This is a genomic window from Streptomyces sp. NRRL F-5122 (genome assembly GCF_001507435.1).
GTDB classification, from domain to species: domain Bacteria; phylum Actinomycetota; class Actinomycetes; order Streptomycetales; family Streptomycetaceae; genus Streptomyces; species Streptomyces lannensis.
The window spans coordinates 228725-251676 of the sequence record NZ_LMWH01000290.1 but is presented as its reverse complement, the minus strand read 5'-3'; the positions used below and the strand labels follow the sequence as shown (position 1 = coordinate 251676).

General features: G+C 72.6%; 21 protein-coding genes and 1 riboswitch. Of the genes, 11 read left to right on the top strand and 10 right to left on the bottom strand.

What is annotated here, in order from left to right; all coding sequences use genetic code 11:
- Window position 1 precedes the first annotated feature (1 nt).
- Window positions 2-202, bottom strand: a complete 201-nt coding sequence (gene thiS / locus ADL25_RS42265) for a sulfur carrier protein ThiS (RefSeq protein ID WP_059133250.1) — start codon at window positions 200-202, stop codon at window positions 2-4.
- Window positions 199-1362, bottom strand: coding sequence for a glycine oxidase ThiO (gene thiO / locus ADL25_RS42260; protein WP_059133249.1), 1164 nt, complete (start codon window positions 1360-1362; stop codon window positions 199-201). The genes thiS and thiO overlap by 4 nt, the downstream gene beginning before the upstream one ends.
- Window positions 1361-1472, bottom strand: a riboswitch (TPP riboswitch). (Overlaps the previous gene by 2 nt.)
- Window positions 1473-1522: 50 nt before the next feature.
- Here thiO and ADL25_RS42255 point away from each other — a divergent pair.
- The 6 genes from ADL25_RS42255 (at window position 1523) to ADL25_RS42230 (ending at window position 6390) form a co-directional block, all read left to right on the top strand.
- On the top strand, window positions 1523-1873 hold the full coding sequence (locus ADL25_RS42255; RefSeq protein WP_059133248.1) for a hypothetical protein: 351 nt from the start codon (window positions 1523-1525) through the stop codon (window positions 1871-1873).
- Window positions 1874-1905: 32 nt separating this feature from the next.
- On the top strand, window positions 1906-3132 hold the full coding sequence (locus ADL25_RS42250) for an NAD(P)/FAD-dependent oxidoreductase (RefSeq protein ID WP_059133247.1): 1227 nt from the start codon (window positions 1906-1908) through the stop codon (window positions 3130-3132).
- A gap of 127 nt (window positions 3133-3259) precedes the next feature.
- The gene (locus tag ADL25_RS42245; protein WP_059133246.1) at window positions 3260-3625 is read left to right on the top strand and encodes an Rv2175c family DNA-binding protein; all 366 of its coding nucleotides are present in this window, start codon (window positions 3260-3262) and stop codon (window positions 3623-3625) included.
- 108 nt (window positions 3626-3733) lie between these two features.
- Window positions 3734-4384 (top strand): thiamine phosphate synthase, encoded by a 651-nt coding sequence (thiE, locus tag ADL25_RS42240; protein WP_059133245.1) that lies wholly within the window; start codon window positions 3734-3736, stop codon window positions 4382-4384.
- A 99-nt stretch (window positions 4385-4483) separates the two neighbouring features.
- Complete coding sequence (gene metF / locus ADL25_RS42235; protein ID WP_059133244.1) at window positions 4484-5407, top strand: methylenetetrahydrofolate reductase [NAD(P)H]; 924 nt, start codon at window positions 4484-4486, stop codon at window positions 5405-5407.
- A gap of 56 nt (window positions 5408-5463) precedes the next feature.
- Window positions 5464-6390: a hypothetical protein gene (locus ADL25_RS42230; protein ID WP_059133243.1), complete on the top strand. Its 927-nt coding sequence runs from the start codon at window positions 5464-5466 to the stop codon at window positions 6388-6390.
- 22 nt (window positions 6391-6412) lie between these two features.
- Here ADL25_RS42230 and ADL25_RS42225 read toward each other — a convergent pair whose 3' ends face one another.
- From ADL25_RS42225 to ADL25_RS42210, 4 genes are all read right to left on the bottom strand, one after another.
- Complete coding sequence (locus ADL25_RS42225) at window positions 6413-7906, bottom strand: phytoene desaturase family protein (protein WP_059133242.1); 1494 nt, start codon at window positions 7904-7906, stop codon at window positions 6413-6415.
- A gap of 457 nt (window positions 7907-8363) precedes the next feature.
- Window positions 8364-8996: a TetR/AcrR family transcriptional regulator gene (locus ADL25_RS42220; RefSeq protein ID WP_059133302.1), complete on the bottom strand. Its 633-nt coding sequence runs from the start codon at window positions 8994-8996 to the stop codon at window positions 8364-8366.
- 56 nt (window positions 8997-9052) lie between these two features.
- Window positions 9053-11137, bottom strand: coding sequence for a YhgE/Pip family protein (locus ADL25_RS42215; RefSeq protein ID WP_059133241.1), 2085 nt, complete (start codon window positions 11135-11137; stop codon window positions 9053-9055).
- Window positions 11109-12086 (bottom strand): ATP-binding cassette domain-containing protein, encoded by a 978-nt coding sequence (locus ADL25_RS42210; RefSeq protein WP_059133240.1) that lies wholly within the window; start codon window positions 12084-12086, stop codon window positions 11109-11111. Before ADL25_RS42210 ends, ADL25_RS42215 begins: the two co-directional genes overlap by 29 nt.
- Before the next feature lie 190 nt (window positions 12087-12276).
- Here ADL25_RS42210 and ADL25_RS42205 point away from each other — a divergent pair, with 190 nt between their 5' ends.
- The 3 genes from ADL25_RS42205 to ADL25_RS42195 all read left to right on the top strand — a co-directional run bounded on the left by ADL25_RS42205 (window position 12277) and on the right by ADL25_RS42195 (window position 14521).
- Entirely contained in the window at window positions 12277-12816 is a 540-nt protein-coding gene (locus ADL25_RS42205; protein ID WP_059133239.1) for an SAV_6107 family HEPN domain-containing protein, read from the top strand.
- A gap of 224 nt (window positions 12817-13040) precedes the next feature.
- Window positions 13041-13811: a methyltransferase gene (locus tag ADL25_RS42200; protein ID WP_059133238.1), complete on the top strand. Its 771-nt coding sequence runs from the start codon at window positions 13041-13043 to the stop codon at window positions 13809-13811.
- Window positions 13812-14137: 326 nt separating this feature from the next.
- A complete protein-coding gene (locus tag ADL25_RS42195; protein ID WP_059133237.1) occupies window positions 14138-14521 on the top strand; it encodes a DUF3040 domain-containing protein in 384 nt (127 codons plus the stop codon).
- Between the two features lie 591 nt (window positions 14522-15112).
- On the opposite strand, the gene ADL25_RS42190 is transcribed toward ADL25_RS42195, so the two are convergent.
- The 4 genes from ADL25_RS42190 to ADL25_RS42175 all read right to left on the bottom strand — a co-directional run bounded on the left by ADL25_RS42190 (window position 15113) and on the right by ADL25_RS42175 (window position 20806).
- Window positions 15113-17611 carry a transglutaminase TgpA family protein gene (locus ADL25_RS42190; RefSeq protein WP_059133236.1) on the bottom strand — a complete coding sequence of 833 codons (2499 nt, stop codon included), beginning with the start codon at window positions 17609-17611 and terminating at the stop codon, window positions 15113-15115.
- A complete protein-coding gene (locus tag ADL25_RS42185; protein WP_059133235.1) occupies window positions 17608-18966 on the bottom strand; it encodes a DUF58 domain-containing protein in 1359 nt (452 codons plus the stop codon). Before ADL25_RS42185 ends, ADL25_RS42190 begins: the two co-directional genes overlap by 4 nt.
- Entirely contained in the window at window positions 18966-19991 is a 1026-nt protein-coding gene (locus ADL25_RS42180) for an AAA family ATPase (protein ID WP_059133234.1), read from the bottom strand. The genes ADL25_RS42185 and ADL25_RS42180 overlap by 1 nt, the downstream gene beginning before the upstream one ends.
- A 272-nt stretch (window positions 19992-20263) precedes the next feature.
- Window positions 20264-20806 carry a beta-class carbonic anhydrase gene (locus tag ADL25_RS42175; protein WP_059133233.1) on the bottom strand — a complete coding sequence of 181 codons (543 nt, stop codon included), beginning with the start codon at window positions 20804-20806 and terminating at the stop codon, window positions 20264-20266.
- 434 nt (window positions 20807-21240) lie between these two features.
- Between ADL25_RS42175 and rsmH the strand changes: the two genes are divergently transcribed.
- Both rsmH and ADL25_RS42165 read left to right on the top strand, forming a co-directional pair.
- Window positions 21241-22197 carry a 16S rRNA (cytosine(1402)-N(4))-methyltransferase RsmH gene (gene rsmH / locus ADL25_RS42170; protein WP_079050967.1) on the top strand — a complete coding sequence of 319 codons (957 nt, stop codon included), beginning with the start codon at window positions 21241-21243 and terminating at the stop codon, window positions 22195-22197.
- A 187-nt stretch (window positions 22198-22384) separates the two neighbouring features.
- Complete coding sequence (locus ADL25_RS42165) at window positions 22385-22951, top strand: hypothetical protein (RefSeq protein WP_059133232.1); 567 nt, start codon at window positions 22385-22387, stop codon at window positions 22949-22951.
- Window position 22952 lies beyond the last annotated feature (1 nt).

The following is a 22952-nucleotide window of genomic DNA, read 5'->3' as shown; positions in this document are numbered from 1 at the left end:
GTCAGCCTCCTTGGACGGCGGTGAGGATCTCGACGCGGTCCCCCTCGCAGAGGTGCGTCGAGGGCCACTGTGTGCGCGGGACGACGGTTTCGTTGAGGGCGGCGGCCACGCCCGAGGGAGCCGTGGTCAGGATCCGGACCACGGCGTCGAGCGCGGTGTCGGGGGCGATCCGGTGGGGCTCGCCGTTGACCGAGATGTTCATGCGGGCTGCTCCGTGAGTGCCGCGGCGAACCGCGTGGGGATGAAGGGGCGGGCTTCGTCGGGAAGCTCGCCCGTGGTCAGGACGTGGGCCATGACGTCGCCGGTGACGGGGGTGAGCAGGACGCCGTTGCGGTAGTGCCCGGTGGCCAGCAGCAGGCCGTCCAGCTTCGTGGGCCCGAGCAGCGGCGCGTTGTCCGGGGAGCCCGGGCGCAGACCGGCACGGGTCTCGGTGAGCGGCAGCTCGGTGATGCCGGGGACCAGCTCGTGCGCGTCCCGCAGCAACTCGTAGACACCGCCAGCGGTGACCGCCGTGTCCCAGCCGAGCTCCTCGCTGGTGGCGCCGACAACCAACTCCCCGTTCTCGCGCGGGACCAGGTAGACATGGCTGCCGCGGACGACGGCACGCACGGTACGGCTCAGGAACGGCGCGTACCGCTCGGGCACGGTCAGTCGCAGCACCTGGCCCTTCACCGGCCGCACGGGTGGCAGGACCTCGTCAGGGACGCCCGCGAGTCGTCCGCTCAGGCTGCCGGCGGCCAGGACCACCTGCCCGGCGGCGAGGTCGTCGCCGTCGGCGGTCCGGACGCCTGCGGCACGGTCGCGCACCACCGTCAGCCGTTCGGCCCACGTCCGGTGGAAGACGACCCCGGCCCGCTCGCAGGCGACGACCAGGGCCGCGGCCAGCCGGCGCGGGTCGATCTGGTGGTCTCCGTCGACCCTCAGACCGCCGCGCACACCGGGCGCGAGCATCGGCTCCAGGCGACGGCACTCGCGTCCGTTCAGCCACTCCGCCGCGAGGCCGGACCGTTGCTGAAGCGCGTGCAGTTCCCGCAGGTGGGCACGGTCGTCGGCGTCCAGCGCCACCGCCAGCGTGCCGCACCGGCGGTAGCCGAGGTCCCGGCCGGACGCCTCGGCGAGCTCGTCGGCGAAGTCGGGGTAGCGACGGGCGGACTCGAGGTTGAGGCCGAGCAGCGTCTGCTCCCCGTAGTGCAGTTCGGTGACGGCCGCGAGCATCCCGGCGGCCACCTGGGCGGCACCACCGCCCGGCTCGGGATCCACCACTGCGGTGGAGAGCCCGTGCAGGGCCGCCCGCCAGGCGGTCACCAGCCCGATGATTCCGCCCCCGACCACGAGGACGTCGGATGTGGGTGTAGGAGACATGGGCGTCGAGCCCCCTCCCTTCGCCGGCATGACCCGGATCAGGTTCGTACGGTCGGAGGCCGCCAGCCTCCCTCTCAGCCCGGTGCGTCCGGGCTCCCGCGAGTGCTTTACCTTGGCCACCCTATCCGGTGCTGTTTGCCTCAGTAAGGAGCCTCCGTACATGGTCCCATCGCTCGAAGGACTGGCCTTCGCCCCTGTGGCGGACCAGGCACCCGGACAGGTCGGGACCGGCACCCGGTTCACGTACCACGAGCAGGACGGCGGGATCTGGGCCGAATACGCGGGTGGCGACGTCGTACGCGGCCGTTTGGTGGGTACACGAAGCGGTGACCGCCTCGACTTCCGGTACGTCCAGCTCACGCACGACGGGATCACGTCGTCCGGGCACTGCGAGTCCCGGATCGTGGAGCTTCCCGACGGGCGGTTGAGGCTGGAGGAGTCGTGGCAATGGGAGTCGCGAACGGGCGACGGGACGAGCGTTGTGGAAGAGGTCACCCGGCACGCACGCTGACTGACGGATTGTCAGTTGTCTATGGTGATCAGGTGAGCGAGCAGACGCAGGCGCGGAGCGATTCGGCACGGCGGGTCGTCGTCGTGGGCGCGGGCATGGCCGGGGTGCAGACCGCGGTCGCCCTGCGGGAACAGGGCTTCGGGGGCCGGGTGACGCTGATCGGCGCGGAACCCCACCCGCCGTACGACAGACCGCCGTTGTCCAAGGCCGTGCTGCTCGGCAAGGCCGACGGCTCCGCCTTCGACGTCGACTTCGCGGCCCTGGACATCGAGTTGCGGCTGGGCTGCGAAGTGCTCGGCGTCCGCCCCGACGACCACGAGCTGGACACCACCGAGGGTCCCGTGCCGTACGACGTCCTGGTCCTCGCGACCGGAGCGGAGCCGATCCGGCTGCCCGGTACGGAGGGTGTGCCCGGCGTGCATCTGCTGCGCACGCTGGACGACGCCGAGCGGCTGCGGCCGGTCCTCGCCGAGCAGCACGACGTCGTGGTCGTGGGTGCCGGCTGGATCGGCGCGGAGTTCGCAACCGCCGCGCGGGAGGCGGGCTGCGCGGTCACCGTGGTGGAGGCCGCCGACCGGCCGCTCGCCGGGGCGCTGCCCGAGGACGTGGCCGCGCCGATGACGGCCTGGTACGCGGACAGCGGCGCCGAGCTGCGCATCCACGCGCGCGTGGAGCGCATCGAGCCCGGGGCCGTGGTGCTCGACGACGGTTCGCGGGTGCCCGCGGGTGCGGTGGTCGTGGGCATCGGGGCCCGTCCGGCGACGCGATGGCTCGCCGAGTCGGGCATCGCCCTCGGGGTCCACGGCGAGGTACTGGCCGACGACCATCTGCGCACCTCGCTGCCCGACGTGTACGCGGTCGGCGACTGCGCCTCCTTCCCGTCGGGCCGCTACGAGGAGCGTCTGCTGGTCCATCACTGGGACAACGCCCTCCAGGGCCCGCGCACGGTGGCCGCGAACATCATCGGGGAGACGCCGATGGCGTACGACCCGGTGCCGTACTTCTGGTCCGAGCAGTTCGGCCGTTTCGTCCAGTACGTGGGTCACCACGCGGCCGCCGACACCACGGTGTGGCGCGGTGACCCCGAGGGCGCGGCCTGGGCCGTCTGCTGGCTGCGCGGGGGGCGCCTGGTCGGTCTCCTGGCCGTGGGCCGCCCCCGTGACCTGGCCCAGGGGCGCCGTCTGATCGAGGCGGGCACCCCGATGGATCCCGAACTCCTGTCCGACCCGTCGCGCCCGCTGAAGGAGGCCACGGCGTGACCGTGTCCGGCGGTCCGTGCGAAGCCCCAGGTGAGAGGCCTTCCGTATCCACCGCAGGAGGCAATCGCGCCCCCGGTGGAGGCGCCCCGCTTTCCGACTGTCGGTCCGGGATGGCACGCTTGATCCCGTGACCGAGATTGACGCAAAGATCGATGCTCTCGTCCCTGCCTGGCTCACCCTCCCCGACATCGCCGAATCACTCGCCGTCGAGGTGACCCGGGTGCGGCAGCTGGTCAAGGAGGGCCAGCTCATCGCCGTACGCCGTGGTGAGAACCGTGCACTGCACGTCCCCGCCGCCTTCATCGACGGGGACAAGGTCGTCAAGGGCCTGTCCGGTACCTTGACGCTGCTGCGGGACGACGGCTTCACGGTCGAAGAGATGATCGAGTGGCTCTTCACCCCGGACCCGACCCTGCCCGGCACCCCCGCGCAGGCTCTGAGCGAGAATCGCGGCACGGAGGTGAAGCGCCGCGCGCAGGCGCTCGCCGTCTGACCCGATCCGAGAACAACCGTCCGGCGTACGGGCCGCGGTCCCCGGGCCACGGCCCTGGGCGATTCTGCCCACCGCGGCCCGTACGCCACCGACCACGGGGGACCCACCGTGCCCGACACAGGCCGCACCGCCCGGCTCGCCGACGCCCGCGTCTACCTGTGCACGGACGCCCGCAAGCGGCAGGGCGACCTCGTCGAATTCCTCGACGCGGTCCTCTCCGGCGGCGTCGACATCGTGCAGCTGCGCGACAAGGGCATGGAGGCGGCGGAGGAGCTGGAGCACCTCCAGGTCTTCGCCGACGCCTGCTCGCGTCACGGCAAACTGCTCGCGGTGAACGACCGCGCCGACGTCGCGCACGCCGCCGCGTCCGACGTCCTGCACCTCGGTCAGGGCGACCTCCCCGTACCCGCGGCCCGCGCGCTCCTCGGCGACGACGTCCTCCTGGGCCGCTCCACGCACAGCGAGGCGGAGGCCGAGGCCGCAGCGGTCCAGGACGGTGTGGACTACTTCTGCACCGGACCCTGCTGGCCTACCCCCACCAAGCCCGGCCGTCCCGCCCCCGGACTCGGCCTGGTCCGGCACACGGCCGCCCTCGGTACCGAGCGGCCCTGGTTCGCCATCGGCGGCATCGACCTGGACAACCTGGACGAGGTCCTGGACGCGGGTGCCCGCCGGGTGGTCGTGGTGCGCGCCATCACTGATGCGGACGACCCGGGCGCGGCGGCGTCGCAGTTCGCGAAGCGGCTGCGTACCGTCTGACTCGGCCGGTCTGTCCGAGGGGTGGACAACAAGTCGACAATTCGGGCAAATTTCCAGCATTCCGTTGGGGGACCGCCGCTCCCTGGCTAACCTGCGACTATGGCCCTTGGAACCCCGTCCACGAGGACTGATCGCGCGCGGACGGTGCGCGAGATCCTCGCCACCGGCAAGACGACGTACTCCTTCGAGTTCTCGGCGCCGAAGACCCCCAAGGGCGAACGGAATCTGTGGAGCGCGCTGCGAAGGGTCGAGGCGGTCGCCCCGGACTTCGTCTCCGTCACGTACGGTGCCGGCGGTTCCACGCGTGCGGGCACCGTCAAGGAGACCCAGCAGATCGTCGCCGACACGACGCTCACCCCGGTCGCCCACCTCACCGCGGTCAACCACTCCGTCGCGGAACTGCGCAACATCATCGGCCAGTACGCGGACGCCGGGATCCGCAATATGCTCGCCGTCCGCGGCGACCCGCCCGGCGACCCGATGGGCGACTGGGTGGCGCACCCGAGCGGTCTGACCTACGCGGCCGAACTCGTCCACCTCATCAAGGAGTCGGGCGACTTCTGCGTGGGCGTCGCGGCGTTCCCCGAGATGCATCCACGCTCGCTGGACTGGGACACGGATGTCGCCCACTTCGTCGCCAAGTGCCGGGCCGGCGCCGACTACGCGATCACACAGATGTTCTTCGAGCCGGAGTCGTACCTGCGCCTGCGCGACCGGGTCGCGCAGGCGGGCTGTGCGACCCCGGTCATCCCCGAGGTCATGCCCGTCACCAGTGTGCGGATGCTGGAGCGGCTGCCGCAGTTGAGCAACGCCGCCATCCCCGCGGGGCTGAAAGAGCGGATCCTCACAGCGAAGGACGATCCCGCGGCTGTACGCTCGATTGGCATCGAGGTCGCCACCGGGTTCTGCGCGAGGCTGCTGGCCGAGGGAGTCCCCGGACTGCACTTCATTACACTCAACAACTCCACGGCGACGCTGGAGATCTACGAAAATCTGGGTCTGCACCATCCGCAGCAGGCCTAGACCCGTCGCACCGGCATACGACACACTGCGTAGCGGCCACTGGGAGAGGGGCGTACATGGGCTGGACGGTCCTCTACATCGCGTTCGGCATCGTCGCGTTGTGGCTGCTGGGTGAGGTGCTGCTGCAGTACAAGGCGCGGCTGCGCTGGCGTCTGCTCGCCTTCGTGGGTTTCCTCGGTGTCGTCTTCGGCGTGCTGATCCCCTCCGTGGTCGTCATCGGTCTCGGCGCGGCCGCGTTCGCGGTCGGGCAGACCTATGTCACGCTCTCCTTCCGCCGCGGCTTCGCGGCCGGCTGGGCGGTCGGCAACCGCCCGCGCGAGGGCGCCGAGGGCGGCAGCAAGCGCCGCCGGGGCGAACCGGTCCACGAGGAGCAGGAGGCGGCGGAGGAGTCCGACGTCGAGTCGACCGCCGGCGGAACCTACCGTCAGGACGACGGATACGACGAGGCCCACGACAACGTCTTCGCCCAGCAGCAGCCCGCGGAGACCCCGGCCCAGGGGACCGCGGTGTACGAGCCGCAGCCCCTGCCCGAGGACACCGGTTCCTACGGCGTCTACAACCACGAGGCGTACGCCGCCGCCGCGGGCGATCCGTCCTACGCCGATGCCGGACAGGCCCAGGACCAGCAGGCCTATGCGTACGACGGCTACGCCGGGTACGGCCAGCAGCAGTACGGATACGACAACGGCCAGCAGCAGTACGCCGGCTACTCCGACCCGTACCAGGGCACGCAGACCTACGACGGCTCGTACGATCCGTCCTACGGCGGCCAGCAGCAGTACGGCCAGCAGGCGTACGGCCAGGACCAGTACGCCACGGGCACCTACGGCGAGACCCCGCCCGGCGGCGTCTGGGTCCCCCAGCAGCGCACCACCGAGGACGCGTACGGCGGCGAGCTTCCGCCGGAGCAGCAGTACCCGTACCAGCAGCAGGGCAACGGCACCGCGCAACCGCACGGCTACGACGAGCAGTACCGCTTCTGAGCGGTCGCGCCCGCCGGCCTCCTCACTGCGAACCCCGGAAGCCGGGTCCCTCCACGATCAGTCCGGCGACCAGCGCACCCGACATGCCGGCGTGAGGCAGGCCGCCGCCCGGGTGGGACCAGCCGCCGACCGTGAGAAGGCCCGGCACACGAGTGGTGTTGGACGGCTGCAGCAGACGACCGCCGGCCGCGGCCAGGGCCGGTGCCGGGACCGCCCCGCCGGGCACGCCGGTGTCCTCGGCGATGTCGGCGGCGGTGCGCACCTCGCGCCACAGGAGCCGGTCGCGAAGATCCGGCAGCGCGCGCCCGGCGGCTTCGAGGATCCGGTCCACATCGGGCTCGGACACGGCCGGGCCGGAGGACACCGTCACCGTCAGTGTGACGGCCTCGTGCCCGCCGGGCGCCGACGCGGAGTCGTCCGGGCGCAGCACCGTCACCGTGGGGGTCGCGGCAGGCCCCGCGGGGTCGGCGAAGATCCGGTCCAGCTCGCCCTCGCGGTCGGGGGTGTGGACCACCGTCCGGTGAGCGGCCTCCTCGGGACGACCGCCGCGCAGTGCCAGCAGCACCGTCAGCCGGCTGGGCATCCCCCGCTGCGGTGCGACCTCGCCCGATCCCCGCGCCGCCGTCGTGCCGGGCAGGAGCCGGTCGAGGACCGCGGGCGCCACTCCGGCCACCACATGGTCCGACTCCACCACGGAACCCTCGGCCAGCTCGAGCCCGGCCGCCCGGCCGTCCTTCTCGACGATCCCGGCGACCTCGGCACCGAAGACGAACTCCACCTTCCGGGCCAGGCAGCGCTCGTACAGGGCGCGTGCCAGCTCCCGTATGCCTCCGCGCACATACCAGGTGCCGAATGCGTGCTCCATGTACGGCAGCACGGCCGCGCTCGCCGGAGCGGTCCGGGGATCCAGACCGTGGGCGAGGGCATGGCTCTCCAGCAGGGCCGCCAGCCGTGCGTCGCGCAGCTCCCAGGCGCCGATCTCCGCGAGAGTGCCGGCCCGGCGGGTGCGCAGCAGCTTCTTGTGCGGCACCGCCGGATAGGGCTCACGCTCGGCGAGCGCCGTCCAGTCGGGCCACAGCGGCTCCTCCAGGAGCGGCCGGCGGGTGCGGTCCCATGCCTCGCGGGCCCGCACCAGGAAGTCGCCCCAGCGGCCGCCCGCACCCGCGCCGAGCGCCGCGTCCAGCGCCGACACCACTCCCGCGCGCGACGCGTTCGGCAGCGAGACCTCCGTGCCGTCCGCGAAGAGGTGCCGGGAGGCGGGATCCACCTGGACCAGCTCGACGCAGTCCTCGAGCGGCTCCCGGCCGGTCTTGACGAAGAGATCGCGGTAGACCGCGGGCAGCGGCAGCAGGCCCGGGCCGGTGTCGAAGGAGAAACCGTCACGCGAGAGACGGCGCACCGCGCCGCCGTACGTCCGCGTGCGCTCGTACACCACCACCCGGTGGCCCGCGACGGCCAGCCGGGCAGCGGCCGCCATCGCGCCCGTGCCGGCGCCGATCACCGCAATCCGTGCCATGTCGGTGACTTTATCGGCCGCCGCCGACAGCCCGTCCACGGGCCTGTGACCAGCGCGTTCACCGGGCCGTCGAGCGGCTTCGCCCTGGCGCGGGGAGCGGTGGCGCGGAGACGGCCGGCACCAGCGGGGGCCGCGGCCGCCTGGGGGTGAGTGCCCAGTGCTGAGTATCCGTACCTAGCCGATGAGTTGAGTACCCGCGCGGATGGGACCCGACCTGCGCGAACGAGACAGTGGAGGCACGGAGAGGGACGCGGCTTCGGCACCGCCGACACGGGGCGGCGGAACGGAGCCCGCCCTTGCCGCTCCTTCCGCCGACCCGGTTCGGCGGAAGCGAGACACGGGGGGCCCGGGGACTGATCGAGCGAGGGTCCGACGGGGGAGTACGACGGAGCACCGGTTCGTGGCGGCAGGCGGGGGACGCGGCCGCCCGGACCGGTGCTTCGGTATGCCGGATGTGCTAGCGGCTGCCGCTCACCCGTCCCTGGAGCAGCCGCGACAGCGCAGCATGGACGTCGTCCAGGGAACGCTCCGGCTGGAACGACTGCCAGTCCAGGGCGGCCACGAGGACCATGCCGACCAGCGCGGCCGCCGTCAGCGGGACGTCGATCTCGTCGCTGAACTCGCCGTTCGCCACACCCGCGCGCAGCACGTCCTCGATGACCGCGACCACCTGCTGCCGCACCACCATGAGCGTGGACTGCCAGGCGCGGTTGGTGCGCCACAACTCGGCCACGTACAGCTGCGTGAAGGCCGGGTAGCGGGCGATGAAGCCGAGCCCCGCGCGGATCATCGCGTCCAGGGCGTCCACCTTGGTGCCGCCTGCCAGGTCCGTCTGCTCGGCCGCATCGCGCAGGGACTCGGTGAGCAGTCCCACGCCGTGCCGCAACAGCTCCTCGAAGAGGACGGACTTGCTCGCGAAGTTGTAGTAGACCGTGCCCTTCGCGACGCCGGCACGCTCGGCGATCTCGTCCACGGTGGTGGCGGAGAACCCCTGCTCCGCGATGAGGGTGACGGCCGCCTCGTAGAGCTTCTGGCGGGTCGCCTCGCGGCGGCTCGAGCCGCCGCCCGTTGCGGTGGTGCTGCGTTCCATGCCGTTGATTCTCACAGCACCCGCCACATCCGAGGACACGGGCCCGGTTGCGCTCGTCACAGACTCAGCTCCGGATGCAGACGGTCGAGGGTCCACACCTGCCGGCGGCGGGCCGAAAGGGCGGTGAGCGCCAGGGCGCCCGCGGTGAACGCCACGAGGACGGCGCAGGCCTGCCACACGGGTCCGAGGCCCCCGCCCGTGATGAGCCTGCGCAGCGCCTCGACGACGTAACTCATGGGCAGGAAGGGGTGGATCGCGTTGAAGAAGCCGGGACTGGTCTGCACGGGGTAGGTGCCGCCCGCGGACGTGAGCTGGAGCATCAGCAGGGCGAGCACCAGAATCCGGCCCGCCGCTCCGAAGCGTGCGTTCAGCCACTGCACGAGCGCCGCGAAGCAGGCCGCCACCAGGAACAGGAACCCGATCGTCCCCGCAGCGTGGACCATCCGCAGGCCGATCGCCCAGTGCAGCACCGCCATCAGCGCGGTCGTCTGCAGCACACCCACGGCGGCCACCGGCAGCCAGCCCGCCGACGCGATCCGCCAGGCCGGGGCCCCCGCCGCCAGCGCGCGCCGGTTCAGCGGCGGGATCAGCATGTACGCCACCATCGCGCCCACCCACAGGGACAGCGGGATGAAGTACGGGGCGAAGCCGGTGCCGTAGTTGGGGGCCTTGTGCAGATCCTCGGAGACGAGCCGCACCGGGTCGGACATGACCCGGGTGTGCCGGTCGCGGTCCTGCTCGCCGTAGTCGGGGATCCGTCCCGCACCCTTGTGCAGTCCGCCGGCGAGCTCGCCGGAGCCGTCGCCGAGCTTGTACATGCCCCCGTTGAGGTCGATCGCGCCGGTCCTCAGTTCGCCGACGCCCGCGTCCAGGTCCGCCATCCCGGTGGCGGCCGTACCGAGGCCGGTGTGGAGGGTGCCCGCTCCCTTGGCGACCGCGGCGGCCCCCTTGTCGAGCGCGTTGATCTCGGCGACCGCGTGGCCGAGGTCGCCGGACAGGTGCGGAGCCGCCTCGGCGAGCGCCCGGGCCTGCTTCTGAAGGGTCGTGAGGTCCTTCTGCAGGGCCGTCATGTCGCCGTGGTAGTCCTGCACCACGGTGTTGACGTCCGCGGCCAGTCGCGCCGCCTGTGCCGCCGCGTCCTTCGCCTTCTTGAGGTCGCCGCACGCGGGGTCGTCCAGAAGCTGCCCCGCGCAGCGCCTGGCGTAGACCGCGTCCAGCGTCTGCGAGGCCGTGCGGGTGCCGCTCTCCGCGACGGGCGCCGTCGTGACGAACGCCTGGAGGTGATCGCTGATCACGCCCGCCGAATCGGCCACCAGGGTCGCGGTGTCGGCGATCTGCGGGCCGTTCTTCTTCAGGAAGGGGCGCACCTGGTCGGCCGCGCCGTCGACCCGGTCAGCGAGCTTGCGGGTTCCTTCCGCGACCTGCTGCGCGCCGTCCTGGAGGTCTCCCGCACCCTTGTGGAGCTTCTTCAGGCCGCTGGTCAGGTGGCCGCTGCCCCGCTTGGCCTCCTCGAGCCCGTCGGCGAGGTCCTTGGAGCCCTTCTCCGCCTTGCCGATCCCGTTCGTGAGCCGGTCGGCCCCCTCGGCGGCCTTCACCGTCGCCCCGTGGATGTCCGAGAACGAGATGAAGATCCTGTCGAGGAACGACCGGGACGCCTTGGTGGACGCGGCAGTCCGCACCTCGTTGAACACCGTCCTGGAGATCTGTCCCACGATGTAGTTGTTCGCGTCGTTCGTACGCACCTGGAGCGCCCCCGTCTCGGGGGAGCCGCCCGAACTGGAGGCGACACGCGCGCTGAGGTCGGCCGGCATGGTCAGCGACAGGTAGTACGTGCCGTCCTCGACGCCCTGCCGGGCCTCGGCGGCGCTCACCTCGTGCCACTCGAAGGTGTTGCTGCGCCGCAGCCCCTTGACGAGGTCGTCCCCCACGGCCACCCGTCGGCCGCCCACGGTCGCCCCGTCGTCGCCGTTCACGAGTGCCACGGGGATGCGGTCGAGGCGCCCATAGGGGTCCCAGAACGACCACAGGTACAGGGCGCCGTACAGCAGCGGCAGCAGCATGAGCGCGACGAGTGCCGCGCGGGGCAGCCTTCCCCTGCCGAACCGCCTGAGCTCAAGCGCGGCCAGTTTCGGCGAGCGCATCCGCCGTCTCCTTGTCGTCGTCATCGCCGTCCCCGGACGGCCCGTCGGAGGCGGGTTCGTGCCGCGGGTCCCGCGTGTCGCCGTCGGACTCCCGGTGCGTGCCCTGCTCGTCCCGGGCGGTCCTGCCGGCCGCGTCCGGCTCACCGGCCGCTTCCGGCCGAGTGGGGCCGGCCGCCCCGCGCCCGTCCCTTCCCTCGGTCACGGCTTCTCGGGCGCCGTCCTCCGCGCCGCGCCGTCGGCCGCGATCGGGAGAGGCCGACACCACGACCGCTCCCCGAGGGGCCTCGGCGCAGACGGCGACCACCGTCGTCCCCGCTTCGGCGAGCGACCGCAACAGGGACCAGACGGCGGCCCGTTCGCAGGCAGAGAGCTTGAGATCGGTGTCGTCCAGGGCCAGCAGGCGCGGACGGCCGATCAGGGCCAGGGCCACGGACAGCCGCAGGGCCTCCAGGCGTTCCAGGTCGCGTACGGCCGTGCGGGAGCCCTTCGGCAGCGACGCCGGGTCGAGACCGGCGGCGGCGAGGGCGGCGTCGATCCGCCGTGTCGCCCGGGCCGCCCGTTCGGCGCGCGGGCGCAGCAGGGCACGCAGGGAGTCGCCGAAACGGGCCTCCAGCAGGGCCCGTTCACGCAGGTGCTCGCCCACGGTCAGGGCCGGATCGAGATCGGCGACGCCGGGCACATGCGCGAGCGCGCTGATCCGGCGGACCGCGGACATCTCCTTGGGCAGCCGGTGCCCGCCGACCGTCGCCCGGCCCTCGCCCGGCCTCATGCGCCCGGTGAGGGCGAGCAGCAGCGAGGTCCGGCCGGAGCCGGAGGGGCCCGCCACGGCGATGAGCGATCCGGGCGGCGCGTCGAAACCGACGCCCCGGAACACCCAGCCGCGCGGGCCCTTCAGCCCGAGGTCCGCGGCTGTGACGGCGACGCCGGGAGCCGTCTTCTGCCCCTGCATCTCCCTGCCCCCTCTTCCCCCGGCGGGCCACCGGTCACGGTGCCCGCTTTGAACTGACTGGTCAGTGCAAAAACTTACCCCGAACTGCTGAGCGAAGCAAAAGTCCAGGTCAGAAGGGATTGTCAGTGCCATACCTCACGATGGGCACATACGGCGACAGTGCCGTCACACAGACGACAGGAGGTTCGTCATGGCCAGTCACCACGCAGCCGCCGCACGCCGGCGTCGCGCCACCGGCCCTGCCCCCTCACTGACCGGCCCGGCGAGCGATGTGCACCCCGTGCTGCGCCGGGCCACGGCCCCGCCCGCCGCCCTCGACCTGCTCGCCCAGGCCCACGCCGCACTCGACGAGGCGGCCGTCCTCGACACGCCCAACGAGCGCTACGCCACGGCCCACCTGGCCGCCCTGCGCACGGCGGCCGCGGTGCTCGCCGCGCGCGGCCGCCCGGAGCCCACGGCGCGACGCCGCGCCAGGATCAGGAGTGCCTGGGAGGTACTCCCCGAGATCGCGCCCGAACTGACCGAGTGGAGCGCGCTGTTCGCCTCCGGCGCCTCCCGCCGTGCCCGCGCCGAGGCGGGCATACAGGGCGCCGCCGGTACCCGCGACGCGGACGACCTGATCCGCGACGTGGCCATGTTCCTGCGACTGGTCGAGCGCATGCTCGTGCTCCAGCCGGTGTTGCCGCAGCCGCGGCGGGAGGAGGATCGGGAGATGCCGGACGCGGGCTGAGCCGCCCGCAGCGGCGGCCCCAGTGGCGACGGAGGGCCGGTGCGGGGCGCAGGGGCGCCCGGTGGGGACGGCACGTTGTTCGGCCGGTGGACAGGCCGCCGGTCACGGCTCCTGAGGCAATAGGGTGGAAGCGCCTGCAGCCTTTCTACCTGGTACCGGGGTGGGAGGGCCGTCCGATCGCTCCGCCTTGCACCAGGCGGTGCCGCGCCGAGGAGTCAACTGCCGTGTCGGACCCGCTGCGCCCGCGCGCCTCTCTGCGTACAGCCGTCGTCTGGGATGTCCTCCAGGACGCCCTCGACCGTCGCGTCAAGGTCACGGGGCGGGACGCGCTGGACGTCCTCGACACCGGCGGCGGCAGCGGCAACTTCGCGGTGCCCGTCGCGCGCCTCGGTCACCGCGTCACGGTGGTCGATCCCAGCCCGAACGCCCTGTTCGCGCTGGAACGCAGAGCCGCCGAGGCCGGTGTTGCCGACCGGGTGCAGGGCGTCCAGGGCGACGCCCACGGTCTCTTCGACGTGGTCGAGCGCGGCGGCTACGACGTGGTGCTGTGCCACGGCGTTCTGGAGTACGTGGACGACCCCGCCGAAGGCGTCCGCAACGTGGTCGCCGCCCTGCGCGGCGAGGGCGTCCTCAGCCTCCTCGCCGCCGGGCTCGGTGGCGCCGTCCTCGCGCGGGCCCTCGCCGGGCACTTCAAGGAGGCCAAGCAGGCGCTTCAGGACCCGAACGGCCGCTGGGGCGAGAGCGACCCGGTGCCGCACCGCTTCACCGCCGAGCAGCTGACCGCGCTCGTCGAGGAGGCAGGCCTGCGTGTGGGAGCCGTCCACGGGGTCAGGGTGTTCGCCGACCTCGTGCCCGGGGTGCTGGTGGACACCGAACCGGGGGCGCTGGAGGCGCTGCTCAAGCTGGAGGCTGCGGTCGCCGAGACTCCCGCCTTCCACTCCGTCGCCACGCAACTCCATGTCCTCGGCGAGACCCGAGGGACGGCCGGGGCCTGAGTACGGACGGGCTCTCGGCAACGGCCCGAGCGCCCCTGGGGCGAACGCACTTCAAAAATGACGGCGCCCCGCTGATCAGGGGCTCGGCGGCAGATGGAGTACGCCACAGGCCCCCCGATCGAGCGGTCCGCGCCGTATGATCGAGGGAGACCGCCCGGCATGACGGGTCGGCCGCTGGGGAATGGAATCCTCAGTGAGCCGGGACGGCCATGGCGGGTTCCGGTTGGCCAATTGGCGTAGAGGGGCGGGTTTCAAGGGGGCGATTCCCTGCCTATCCTGAAGGGGACCCCCGGTCGCCCCGGCGACTGCACGATGAGGAGGACTCCGTGCCGCTCTCGGAGCACGAGCAGCGAATGCTCGAGCAGATGGAGCGAGCGCTGTACGCCGAAGATCCCAAGTTCGCGACAGCGCTTGAGGGAAGCGGGCTGCGTACGTACACCCGGCGACGGGTCTACCAGGCGGCCGCGGGCTTCCTGGTGGGTATCGCGCTCCTCATGGCCGGAATGGTCGCGAAGCAGATCTGGATCAGCGTGGTGGGCTTCCTCGTCATGCTGGGCTGTGCGGTGCTCGTCGTGACCGGTTGGCGCAAGGCTCCCAAGCCGGGCGAGCAGGGGGCGCCGGGCGCCCGCAGGCAGGTCAGGCAGCGACGCTCCATGATGGACCGTATCGAGCAGCGTTGGCAGCGGCGCCGGGACGAGCAGGGCCACTAGCCCTCGGGCGGCGGCAGAAGACTTTCGCACAAGGGGGCGGCCACCGGTGAGGTGGCGCCCCCTTGAAGCATGTCCCGAGGCCCCGAGCGGCAGGCCGGGGCCAGGACGCCACGGTGGGCACGCGGCCGGTTGCGACGATCGGGGACGCCTGGCCGGGGGCCGCGGAGGCGGGTGTGCGGCGTCCGTCGAGCCGCGGGAGTACGCCGTACGGCGCCCGTCGAGCGTCGAGCCCGTGAGTGCGGGCCCCGGAGAGCCACGGGCTCGGCAGTGCGCCGCCCGGTGAGTTCGGCGGCAGGGCGCCTGCCCAGCCATGGGCCCGGGAATGCGGCGCCGGTCCAGCCCCGAGTCCGCTGGTGTAAGGCGCCCGGCGGGCGCGGCAGAGGCGTCCGTCCGGCCGTGGGCACTTCTTTCCTGCCATTCCGGGAATCCCACGGTCGTGCGGCCCGGCCGAGGACTGACGCTTCCGGCCGAGAGCCGACGTACGAGCGCGCCCGGTCCGGATGGGGCGTACAGACCCTTCGAGCCCGCCCTGGGCCCTCATGGGCGAGCGGGGCCCGCCCACCCCGAAGCGGGGCGGTCGGGCCCGTCTCGTCAGCCGCTCTGCTGGCCCGACGGGCGTCGCGTCAGGGCCGCCCAGCGGGCCGCCCAACGGGCCCTGAGATCCATCCAGCGGTCGGCCGCGGCCCACACCGCACGCCTGGCCGAGCGCGGTGCCACGACCGCGCGCAACCGAGTCGACCCGCTGACCGTGGACCGCAGGGCCTTGCGCAGCGTGCGCGCGTCGTCGACCAGTCCGGCCTGGGCGCGCGGCTCCGGGGCGAAGAGCACCTGCTCCACGGCTCCGGCCACCCGGTGCACCGCCTCGGCCGCCGGCGGGTCCAGCCGGCCGAGGCGCACGATGCGCTCGGCGGCCCTGCGCGGGGTCAGCGCGTCGTCCGGCAGGATGCCGTAGTCCCACGCCGTGTCCGTGAGCTCGCGCCACACGGCCAGGGTGTGTCCCACGGCCACCTCGGTCCCCCGGCTCACGAGTCCCTCGCCGGGCAGCACCGTCATGCCGAGCTCATCGGTGTGGCTCCCGCCGGCCTCGCCGGGTACGGGGGGCGGCCCCGCGGACGACGCATGCCGGGCCGAGGCCAGCCGTACGGCACGTCTGCGCAGACGCCACAGCATCGGCGCCAGTGGCACGGCGAGCACGACCAGGCCCAGCAGCGTCCATTCCAGGATCCGGTACCACGGAGGTCCGTCGTCCCCGGAGGAGACCGTCGCGCTCGCCGACTGGCTCGGGCACTCCGCCATCCTGCGGTCCTGTGCCGAGCAGCTCTGGCTCGCCGACGGCGCGGTGGACGGCGCCGTGGACGAGGACAGGGACGGGCGGGGGACCGCCGGCACCTGCCCGGTGGGTGCGTCCGACTGCGTGTACGAGGGTGCAGATCCGCGGTTCGGGGTGGGCTCGAAACGGGTCCAGCCCACACCCTCGAAGTACAGCTCCGGCCATGCGTGCGCGTCCCGCAGACCGACCGACATCGAGCCGTCCGGCAGTGGTGAGCCCGGTGTGAAGCCCACCGCGACGCGTGCCGGTATCCCGAGGGTCCGAGCCATCGTGGCCATCGCGAAGGAGAAGTGCACGCAGAAGCCGCGCTTGTCCCGCAGGAACCGCGCGATCGCGTTCGGCCCGTTGCCGACCTGCACATCCGTGTCGTAGGTGAAGCCGCCGTTGAGCGAGAAGTAGTCCTGGAGCTTGACCGCTTCCTCGTAGTGGTCGGACGATCCCGCAGTCACCTCGCGGGCCGTCCGGGCCACCACCCCCGGCACCGACGACGGCACCTTGGTGAACTCGCGTTCCAATGTCGCGGGGGGCTCCGGCGCCGAGGCCAGCTGCTCGGCGGTCGGCTGCACGATCAGGCTCTTGACGTCGTACTGCAGGCCGCGGGTGTTCTGCCCGTGGTCGCCGACGAGCGTCCGGCCCACCGGCTCGTACCGCCAGCTGCCCTTGATCTTCACATCGGTCGCCGGGTAGGGCATCGGCAGCCAGTCCTGGGCGTACCAGTCCGCCGCCGAGATCTGCGTCTCGATCTCCGTACGGCGGACGCCGCCCGCGAGGCCGGCGGGTGTGGGGAACGTGTCCGGCACCCCCGTGATGTGGCGCTGGGCGGGCTTCCAGGTGGTGCCGTCGAACTCGTCCAGGGCCACGATCCGCAGATACATGTCCTGGGTGTCGTCCGTGTTGGTGCGGTAGGCCATGACCTGTCGGTCCTGGTCCACGTTCAGGCTGTCCCGCAGCGACACCAGGGGGTTGACCGCGGAGATCGTGTTGCCGTTGCCGTTGCCGATGCCCGTGCCGACGCCCGTACCTGTGCCGTCCAGCAGTCCGCCGGAGAGCGAGGGCAGGGCGAGCGGCACCACCAGGGCGGCACCCAGCGCGACCACGCCGATCCGGCGGCCGGTGCGGGCGGGCGCGACGGCGTGTCCGGGGTCCCGGTCCGAGGAGCGGGGAGCGGTGCTGAAGACCCGCCCCCACTGGGAGAGCCGCTCGCGGCCCTCGGCCAGGAGCAGCGTCAGATACCCGGCGGCGGCCGCGAGGAACCACAGCCAGTCGGTGCCGCCGTCGGAGAGTCCCGCGGCCACCGAATACAGCGCGAGCAGGGGCAGTCCGGCCGGGGCCGCCGCGCGGAACGTCACCGCCAGCGCGTCGACCAGCAGCCCGATCACCAGGACCCCGCCGACGACCATCAGCCGGATCCCCGGGGTCAGGGGCGCCGGGATCGCGTACCGTCCGATGTCGTCCGCGCCCGACTGCAGGAGCTCCCCGAAGTGGCGGAAGGCCTCGGGCCCGGGGAGGAACCCGGCGATGGCCTGGTCCCGGGCGAAGACCAGTGTGAGCAGCAGGAGGGTGACCACCGCCTGGCAGGCGATGGTCAGCGGGCGTGCCAGCGGGACCCGCCGGGTCAGCGCGCCCACACCGGTCTGCACCGCGACCAGGAAGACGACCTGGAGGATCCAGGTCGCCGGGGACACGAGCGGCAGCAGGGCGCACGACGCCATCAGTGTCGCCGCCGCGGCACACAGCGCCAGCCTGGCCCGTCCGCTCATGACCGTTCCCCCGCGCCGTTCACGGCGCCCACGCCCGTGCGCTGCCGGTCCGCCTCACGCCACAGTTCCGCGAGCTGGACACCTCTGGGCACCGCGAGCGCGGTCCAGCCCGCCTCGCGCAGCAGCCGCAGCCGATCCTCGCTCCGGTCGGACGCGCTCGGCGCATCGTCCGGTTCGCGCCCCCAGGAGGCGCTGTCCAGGAGGAAGGCGAGCGCCCCGCCGCTGCGCCTGCTCATCTTGGCCGCCACCGTGGCCTGCTCCTCGTCGAGGTCGCCGAAGAAGGCCACCAGCAGCCCCTCGTTCCCGCCGCGCAGCAGGTCGTACGCGCGTGACAGGCCCGCGCCGTCCGAATGGTCGATCACGGCGAGCGTGTCCATCATCAGGCCGGCCGCGTCGGCGGACTGCTGGCTCGCGCCCGCGAACCCGTCCGCGCCCTCACCGGGAACCGAACTGCCGGTGTCGGTCAACAGCCGTACCGAGAAACCCCGTTCGAGCATGTGCACCAGCGCGGACGCCGCGCCCGCGACCGCCCACTCGAAGGCCGAGTCGGGGCCCGAGCCCCGGAAGGCGACGGCCCGGGTGTCCAGCAGGACAGTGCACCGGGCCCGCTGCGGCTGCTCCTCGCGGCGCACCATCAACTCGCCGTAGCGCGCGGTGGAGCGCCAGTGCACCCGGCGCAGATCGTCGCCGTGCCGGTAACCCCGCGGGATCACGTCGTCCTCGCCCGCCAGCGCCAGCGAGCGCTGCCGCCCGTCCCCGTAGCCCCTGGCCTCACCCGAGAGCCGCACGGGCGGCAGCGGCTCCACGCGCGGGATCACCGTCAGGGTGTCGTAGGTGGAGAAGGAACGGGTCAGCTCGCACATGCCGAAGGGGTCGCTCAGGCGCAGCTGGAGTGGTCCCAGCGGATAACGCCCGCGCAGGTCCGAGCGCACGCGGTAGGACACCTCGCGCCGCCCGCCCGCCTCCACCCGGTCCAGCACGAAACGGGGGCGCGGCCCGAGCACGTACGGCACCCGGTCCTGGAGCATCAGCAGCCCGGTGGGCAGCCGCGAGACGTTCTCCATCCGCAGATGGACCCGGGCCTCGGAGCCCGCGGGCACACGCGAGGGGGAGAGCCGGCGGCTGCCCGCGACCCGGTAGCGCGTGCGGTACAGCACCGAGGCGCACACCAGGGGCAGCACCGCCAGCAGAAGACCGACCCGGAGCAGATCGCTCTGCCCGAGCACATACGCGCAGATCGCGGCGGCGATCCCGGCGGCGAGGAAGGAGCGGCCGCGCGTGGTCAGTCCCGCGAGCGTGGTGCGCAGCCCGCCCTTGTCCTCGTCCTCGGTGCGCGCCGTCCCCCCGTGTGCCATCACAGCCTCCGGGGCGGCTGCTGGCCGTAGCCGCGGCCCATGGTGAGACCGGACTGCTGGGGCGCCGCGGGCACCGGGGTGCGCTGCAGGATCTCCTCGACGACCTGTTCCGCCGTCCGGCGGTTGAGCTGGGCCTGTGCCGTGGGCAGGAGACGGTGGGCCAGGACCGCCACGGCGAGCGCCTGGACGTCGTCGGGCAGTGCGTACTCCCGGCCGCTGAGGGCCGCGGACGCCTTCGCCGCGCGCAGCAGGTGCAGGGTGGCGCGCGGCGAGGCGCCGAGTCTGAGATCGGGATGCGTGCGGGTGGCGGCGACGAGGTCCACGGCGTAGCGGCGGACCGCCTCCGCGACATGGACGCCCCGGACCGCCTCCACCAGTTTCACGATGTCGTGGGCGTGCGCCACCGGCTGAAGGTCGTCCAGCGGATTCACCCCGCCGTGGATGTCGAGCATCTGCAGCTCGGCCTCCGCGCTCGGGTAGCCGATGGAGACACGGGCCATGAAGCGGTCGCGCTGGGCCTCGGGCAGCGGATAGGTGCCCTCCATCTCCACCGGGTTCTGGGTGGCGACCACCATGAAGGGGCTCGGCAGTTCGTATGTCTTGCCGTCGATGGTGACCTGGCGCTCCTCCATCGACTCCAGGAGCGCGGACTGCGTCTTGGGCGAGGCGCGGTTGATCTCGTCCCCGATCACGATCTGGGCGAAGATCGCGCCCGGCTTGAACTCGAAGTCCCGGCGCTGCTGGTCCCAGATGGACACGCCCGTGATGTCCGAGGGCAGCAGGTCCGGCGTGAACTGGATACGGCGCACCGAGCAGTCGATGGAGCGCGCCAGCGCCTTCGCGAGCATGGTCTTGCCGACGCCCGGGACATCTTCGATCAGCAGATGCCCCTCGGCGAGCAGCACAGTCAGCGAAAGGCGTACGACCTCTGGCTTGCCCTCGATCACTCCTTCCACCGAACTGCGGACACGCTCCACAGTGGCGGTCAGATCAGTAAGGCTCGCTCGATCGTCATAGGTCGTCACCCGGCCCTCCTCGGCCCGTTATTGCTCCGGGCCGACGCTCTGCGATGCGGACCGGCCCACCCCGAAACACGGACACCACGCGCGAAAGGTTCCGCGTGATGCCACCCCCGCATTCTTGTTGCCGTTACCGGTTCGTGTCACTCGCCTGTGGATAACTGGCCGCGATATGTCGGCCTTACGGCCTTTTTGGCCCACCGAAGCCGTGGTTTTTCGACCGAATGGACGTTCGCGAGGGGGACAGGCGTGGTGGCGCGACGGGTGCCGGCGCCCCCTTACGCGGGATCGATCTCCCGCAGCAGGCCCGTCTTCACATCGAAGACGAAGCCGCGCACGTCGTCCGTGTGCAGCAGGAACGGGGAGGTGCGCACGCGCTGCATCGACTGCCGTACGTCCTGGTCGACGTCGCGGAAGGCCTCCACCGCCCAGGCGGGACGCTGGCCCACCTCCATCTCCAGATCGTGCCGGAACTCCTCGGTCAGGGACTCGAGGCCGCAGCCGGTGTGGTGGATGAGGACGACGCTGCGGGTGCCCAGCGCCCGCTGGCTGATGGTGAGGGAGCGGATCACGTCGTCGGTGACGACGCCCCCCGCGTTGCGGATGGTGTGGCAGTCGCCCAGTTCGAGTCCGAGTGCGGCGTGCAGGTCCAGCCGGGCGTCCATGCACGCCACGACCGCGACGCGGAGCACGGGGCGGGCGTCCATCCCGGGATCCGTGAACGCGGCGGCGTACTGCTCGTTGGCGTCGACGAGGCGATCGGTGACGGTGCCCACTATGGCGCCTTCGGGACCGGCGGGAACGGATGCGGAAGTCGTCATACCCATGACGTTACTGGTCACGGACGATCGGGGCCTGCTGTGAGAGCGGACAAAGAACGCCACGTGGGCTTGTTGTGAGGTAACCCACACAGTCGGGGGACCTCCGCCGGAACCGCTGCCGGACGGGTGATTCCCCTCGAACCGCCCCGCCATGACGCCCTGGGGCGCGACGCGCAGGGCAGTTGGTTGACCGCAAGACAGGGTGGACTAAAGTGACGCGAAGCGGGAGGCGAGATGCACTTCCTGCGGACTGTTCCCCCCCGGAGACACCGGCTGCGCGCCGGCTGCTCCCCACGTGCGCGGCGCGTACGTACGGCTCGGCCTCCTCCCGCTCCCGGTCGGCTGACGCTTTCGGCGCCGGCAGGCCCTCCCCCTCGAGAGCGGGCGGGGACCCGGTGGTGCGGACCCGGTCGTGCCGGATCTGAGAGGCCCCCTTGAGCGAGAGTCGACACGTGCCCGTCATGCTCGGGCGGTGTCTGGACATACTGGCGCCGGCCCTCGCCGAGCCGGACGCCGTCGTCGTCGACTGCACCCTCGGGCTCGGCGGCCACAGCGAGGCACTGCTGACCCGCTTCCCCAAGGCCCGGCTGGTGGGGCTCGACCGCGACAAGGAGGCGTTGCGCATGTCGGGGGAGCGGCTTGCACCGTTCGGGGAGCGCGCCACCCTCGTGCACGCGGTCTACGACGAACTTCCCGGCGTGCTCGACCGGCTGGGTGTCCCGCGCGTCCAGGGCATCCTCTTCGACCTCGGCGTCTCGTCCATGCAACTCGACGAGGCCGAACGCGGCTTCGCGTACGCGCAGGACGCCCCGCTGGACATGCGGATGGACCAGACGACGGGCCTGAGTGCCGCCGAGGTCCTCAACACCTATCCGGCGGGCGAACTCGTGCGGATCCTGCGGGCCTACGGCGAGGAGAAGCAGGCCAAGCGGATCGTGTCCGCCATCGTGCGCGAGCGCGAGAAGGAGCCGTTCACCACCAGTGCCCGGCTCGTGGAGCTGATCCGCAACGCACTGCCGCAGGCGGCCAAGCGGACCGGCGGGAACCCCGCCAAGCGCACGTTCCAGGCGTTGCGCATCGAGGTCAACGGCGAACTCGCCGTCCTGGAGAGGGCCGTACCGGCGGCCGTGAAGGCGCTCGCGGTCGGGGGCCGGATCGCCGTCCTGTCCTACCACTCGCTCGAGGACCGGCTGGTCAAGCAGGTCTTCGCGGCCGGCGCCGCGACCACCGCGCCGCCCGGTCTGCCGGTCGTCCCCGAGCGCTACCAGCCCCGGCTCAAGCTGCTCACCCGCGGTGCCGAACTTCCCACCGAGGAGGAGGTCGCCGAGAACCGCCGGGCGGCCCCGGCGCGTCTGCGCGGCGCCGAGCGCATCCGTGAGGATGTCGAGTGAGCCGGACGAAAGGGGTGGGAGTGACCAGGAGCGGCGTGCCTGCGGGCGGCCGGGCCACCGAGGAGATCCCGCCCCGGCCCGAGGCCCCGGCCCGGACGGAGCCGCTCGCCGGCTCCACCGGACCGCCCCGGGAGCCGCGGTGGCCGAAGAGGAGGCGTACGGGCATGGCGGTGCGGCGGGAGGGTGTGTGAGCGCGAAACCCCGACTCAGAGGGCGGGCCGCCCGGCTCGCGCGGCTGATTCCCACCGGTGGTGCCGCCGGTGCCGCACGGACCCCCTTCGTGCTGCTCGTCGTCGTGCTGCTGGGCGGCGGGCTCATCGTGCTGCTCGTGCTGAACTCCGCGCTGAGCGAAGGCGCGTTCAAGCTCGACGACCTCCAGCGGCAGACCAAGAACCTCACCGACGAGGAGCAGGCCCTCCAGCGGGACGTGGACACCTACTCGGCACCCGACGCGCTCCAGCGCCGCGCCCACGAGCTCGGGATGGTCCCGGGCGGCGACCCCGCCTTCCTGAACCCCGACGGCACCGTCAAGGGCGTCCCCTCGGCCGCGGCCGAGCAGTCCGCGGCGAGCCCCGCGGCCGTGCGCCCGCCCATGGCGATCGGCTCCGGCCCGAGCAAGGCGCCGTCGCCGTCGTCGACCCGGCGTGCGGCGACGGCCTCCGCGCCCGCGTCCACCACGGCCCCGGCCGCCCCCTCCGCTCCGCCCGCGTCCTCCACTGCGCCCGCACACCCCTCCAAGACCCCCGGCAGGTGAC

What these genes read in the sequence shown, in the direction of transcription:
- thiS (WP_059133250.1), bottom strand. Translation starts at nt 202, where the DNA reads ATGAACATCTCGGTCAACGGCGAGCCCCACCGGATCGCCCCCGACACC.
- thiO (WP_059133249.1), bottom strand. Translation starts at nt 1,362, where the DNA reads ATGTCTCCTACACCCACATCCGACGTCCTCGTGGTCGGGGGCGGAATC.
- ADL25_RS42255 (WP_059133248.1), top strand. Translation starts at nt 1,523, where the DNA reads ATGGTCCCATCGCTCGAAGGACTGGCCTTCGCCCCTGTGGCGGACCAG.
- metF (WP_059133244.1), top strand. Translation starts at nt 4,484, where the DNA reads ATGGCCCTTGGAACCCCGTCCACGAGGACTGATCGCGCGCGGACGGTG.
- ADL25_RS42230 (WP_059133243.1), top strand. Translation starts at nt 5,464, where the DNA reads ATGGGCTGGACGGTCCTCTACATCGCGTTCGGCATCGTCGCGTTGTGG.
- ADL25_RS42225 (WP_059133242.1), bottom strand. Translation starts at nt 7,906, where the DNA reads ATGGCACGGATTGCGGTGATCGGCGCCGGCACGGGCGCGATGGCGGCC.
- ADL25_RS42220 (WP_059133302.1), bottom strand. Translation starts at nt 8,996, where the DNA reads ATGGAACGCAGCACCACCGCAACGGGCGGCGGCTCGAGCCGCCGCGAG.
- ADL25_RS42215 (WP_059133241.1), bottom strand. Translation starts at nt 11,137, where the DNA reads ATGCGCTCGCCGAAACTGGCCGCGCTTGAGCTCAGGCGGTTCGGCAGG.
- ADL25_RS42210 (WP_059133240.1), bottom strand. Translation starts at nt 12,086, where the DNA reads ATGCAGGGGCAGAAGACGGCTCCCGGCGTCGCCGTCACAGCCGCGGAC.
- ADL25_RS42205 (WP_059133239.1), top strand. Translation starts at nt 12,277, where the DNA reads ATGGCCAGTCACCACGCAGCCGCCGCACGCCGGCGTCGCGCCACCGGC.
- ADL25_RS42190 (WP_059133236.1), bottom strand. Translation starts at nt 17,611, where the DNA reads ATGAGCGGACGGGCCAGGCTGGCGCTGTGTGCCGCGGCGGCGACACTG.
- ADL25_RS42185 (WP_059133235.1), bottom strand. Translation starts at nt 18,966, where the DNA reads ATGGCACACGGGGGGACGGCGCGCACCGAGGACGAGGACAAGGGCGGG.
- ADL25_RS42175 (WP_059133233.1), bottom strand. Translation starts at nt 20,806, where the DNA reads ATGACGACTTCCGCATCCGTTCCCGCCGGTCCCGAAGGCGCCATAGTG.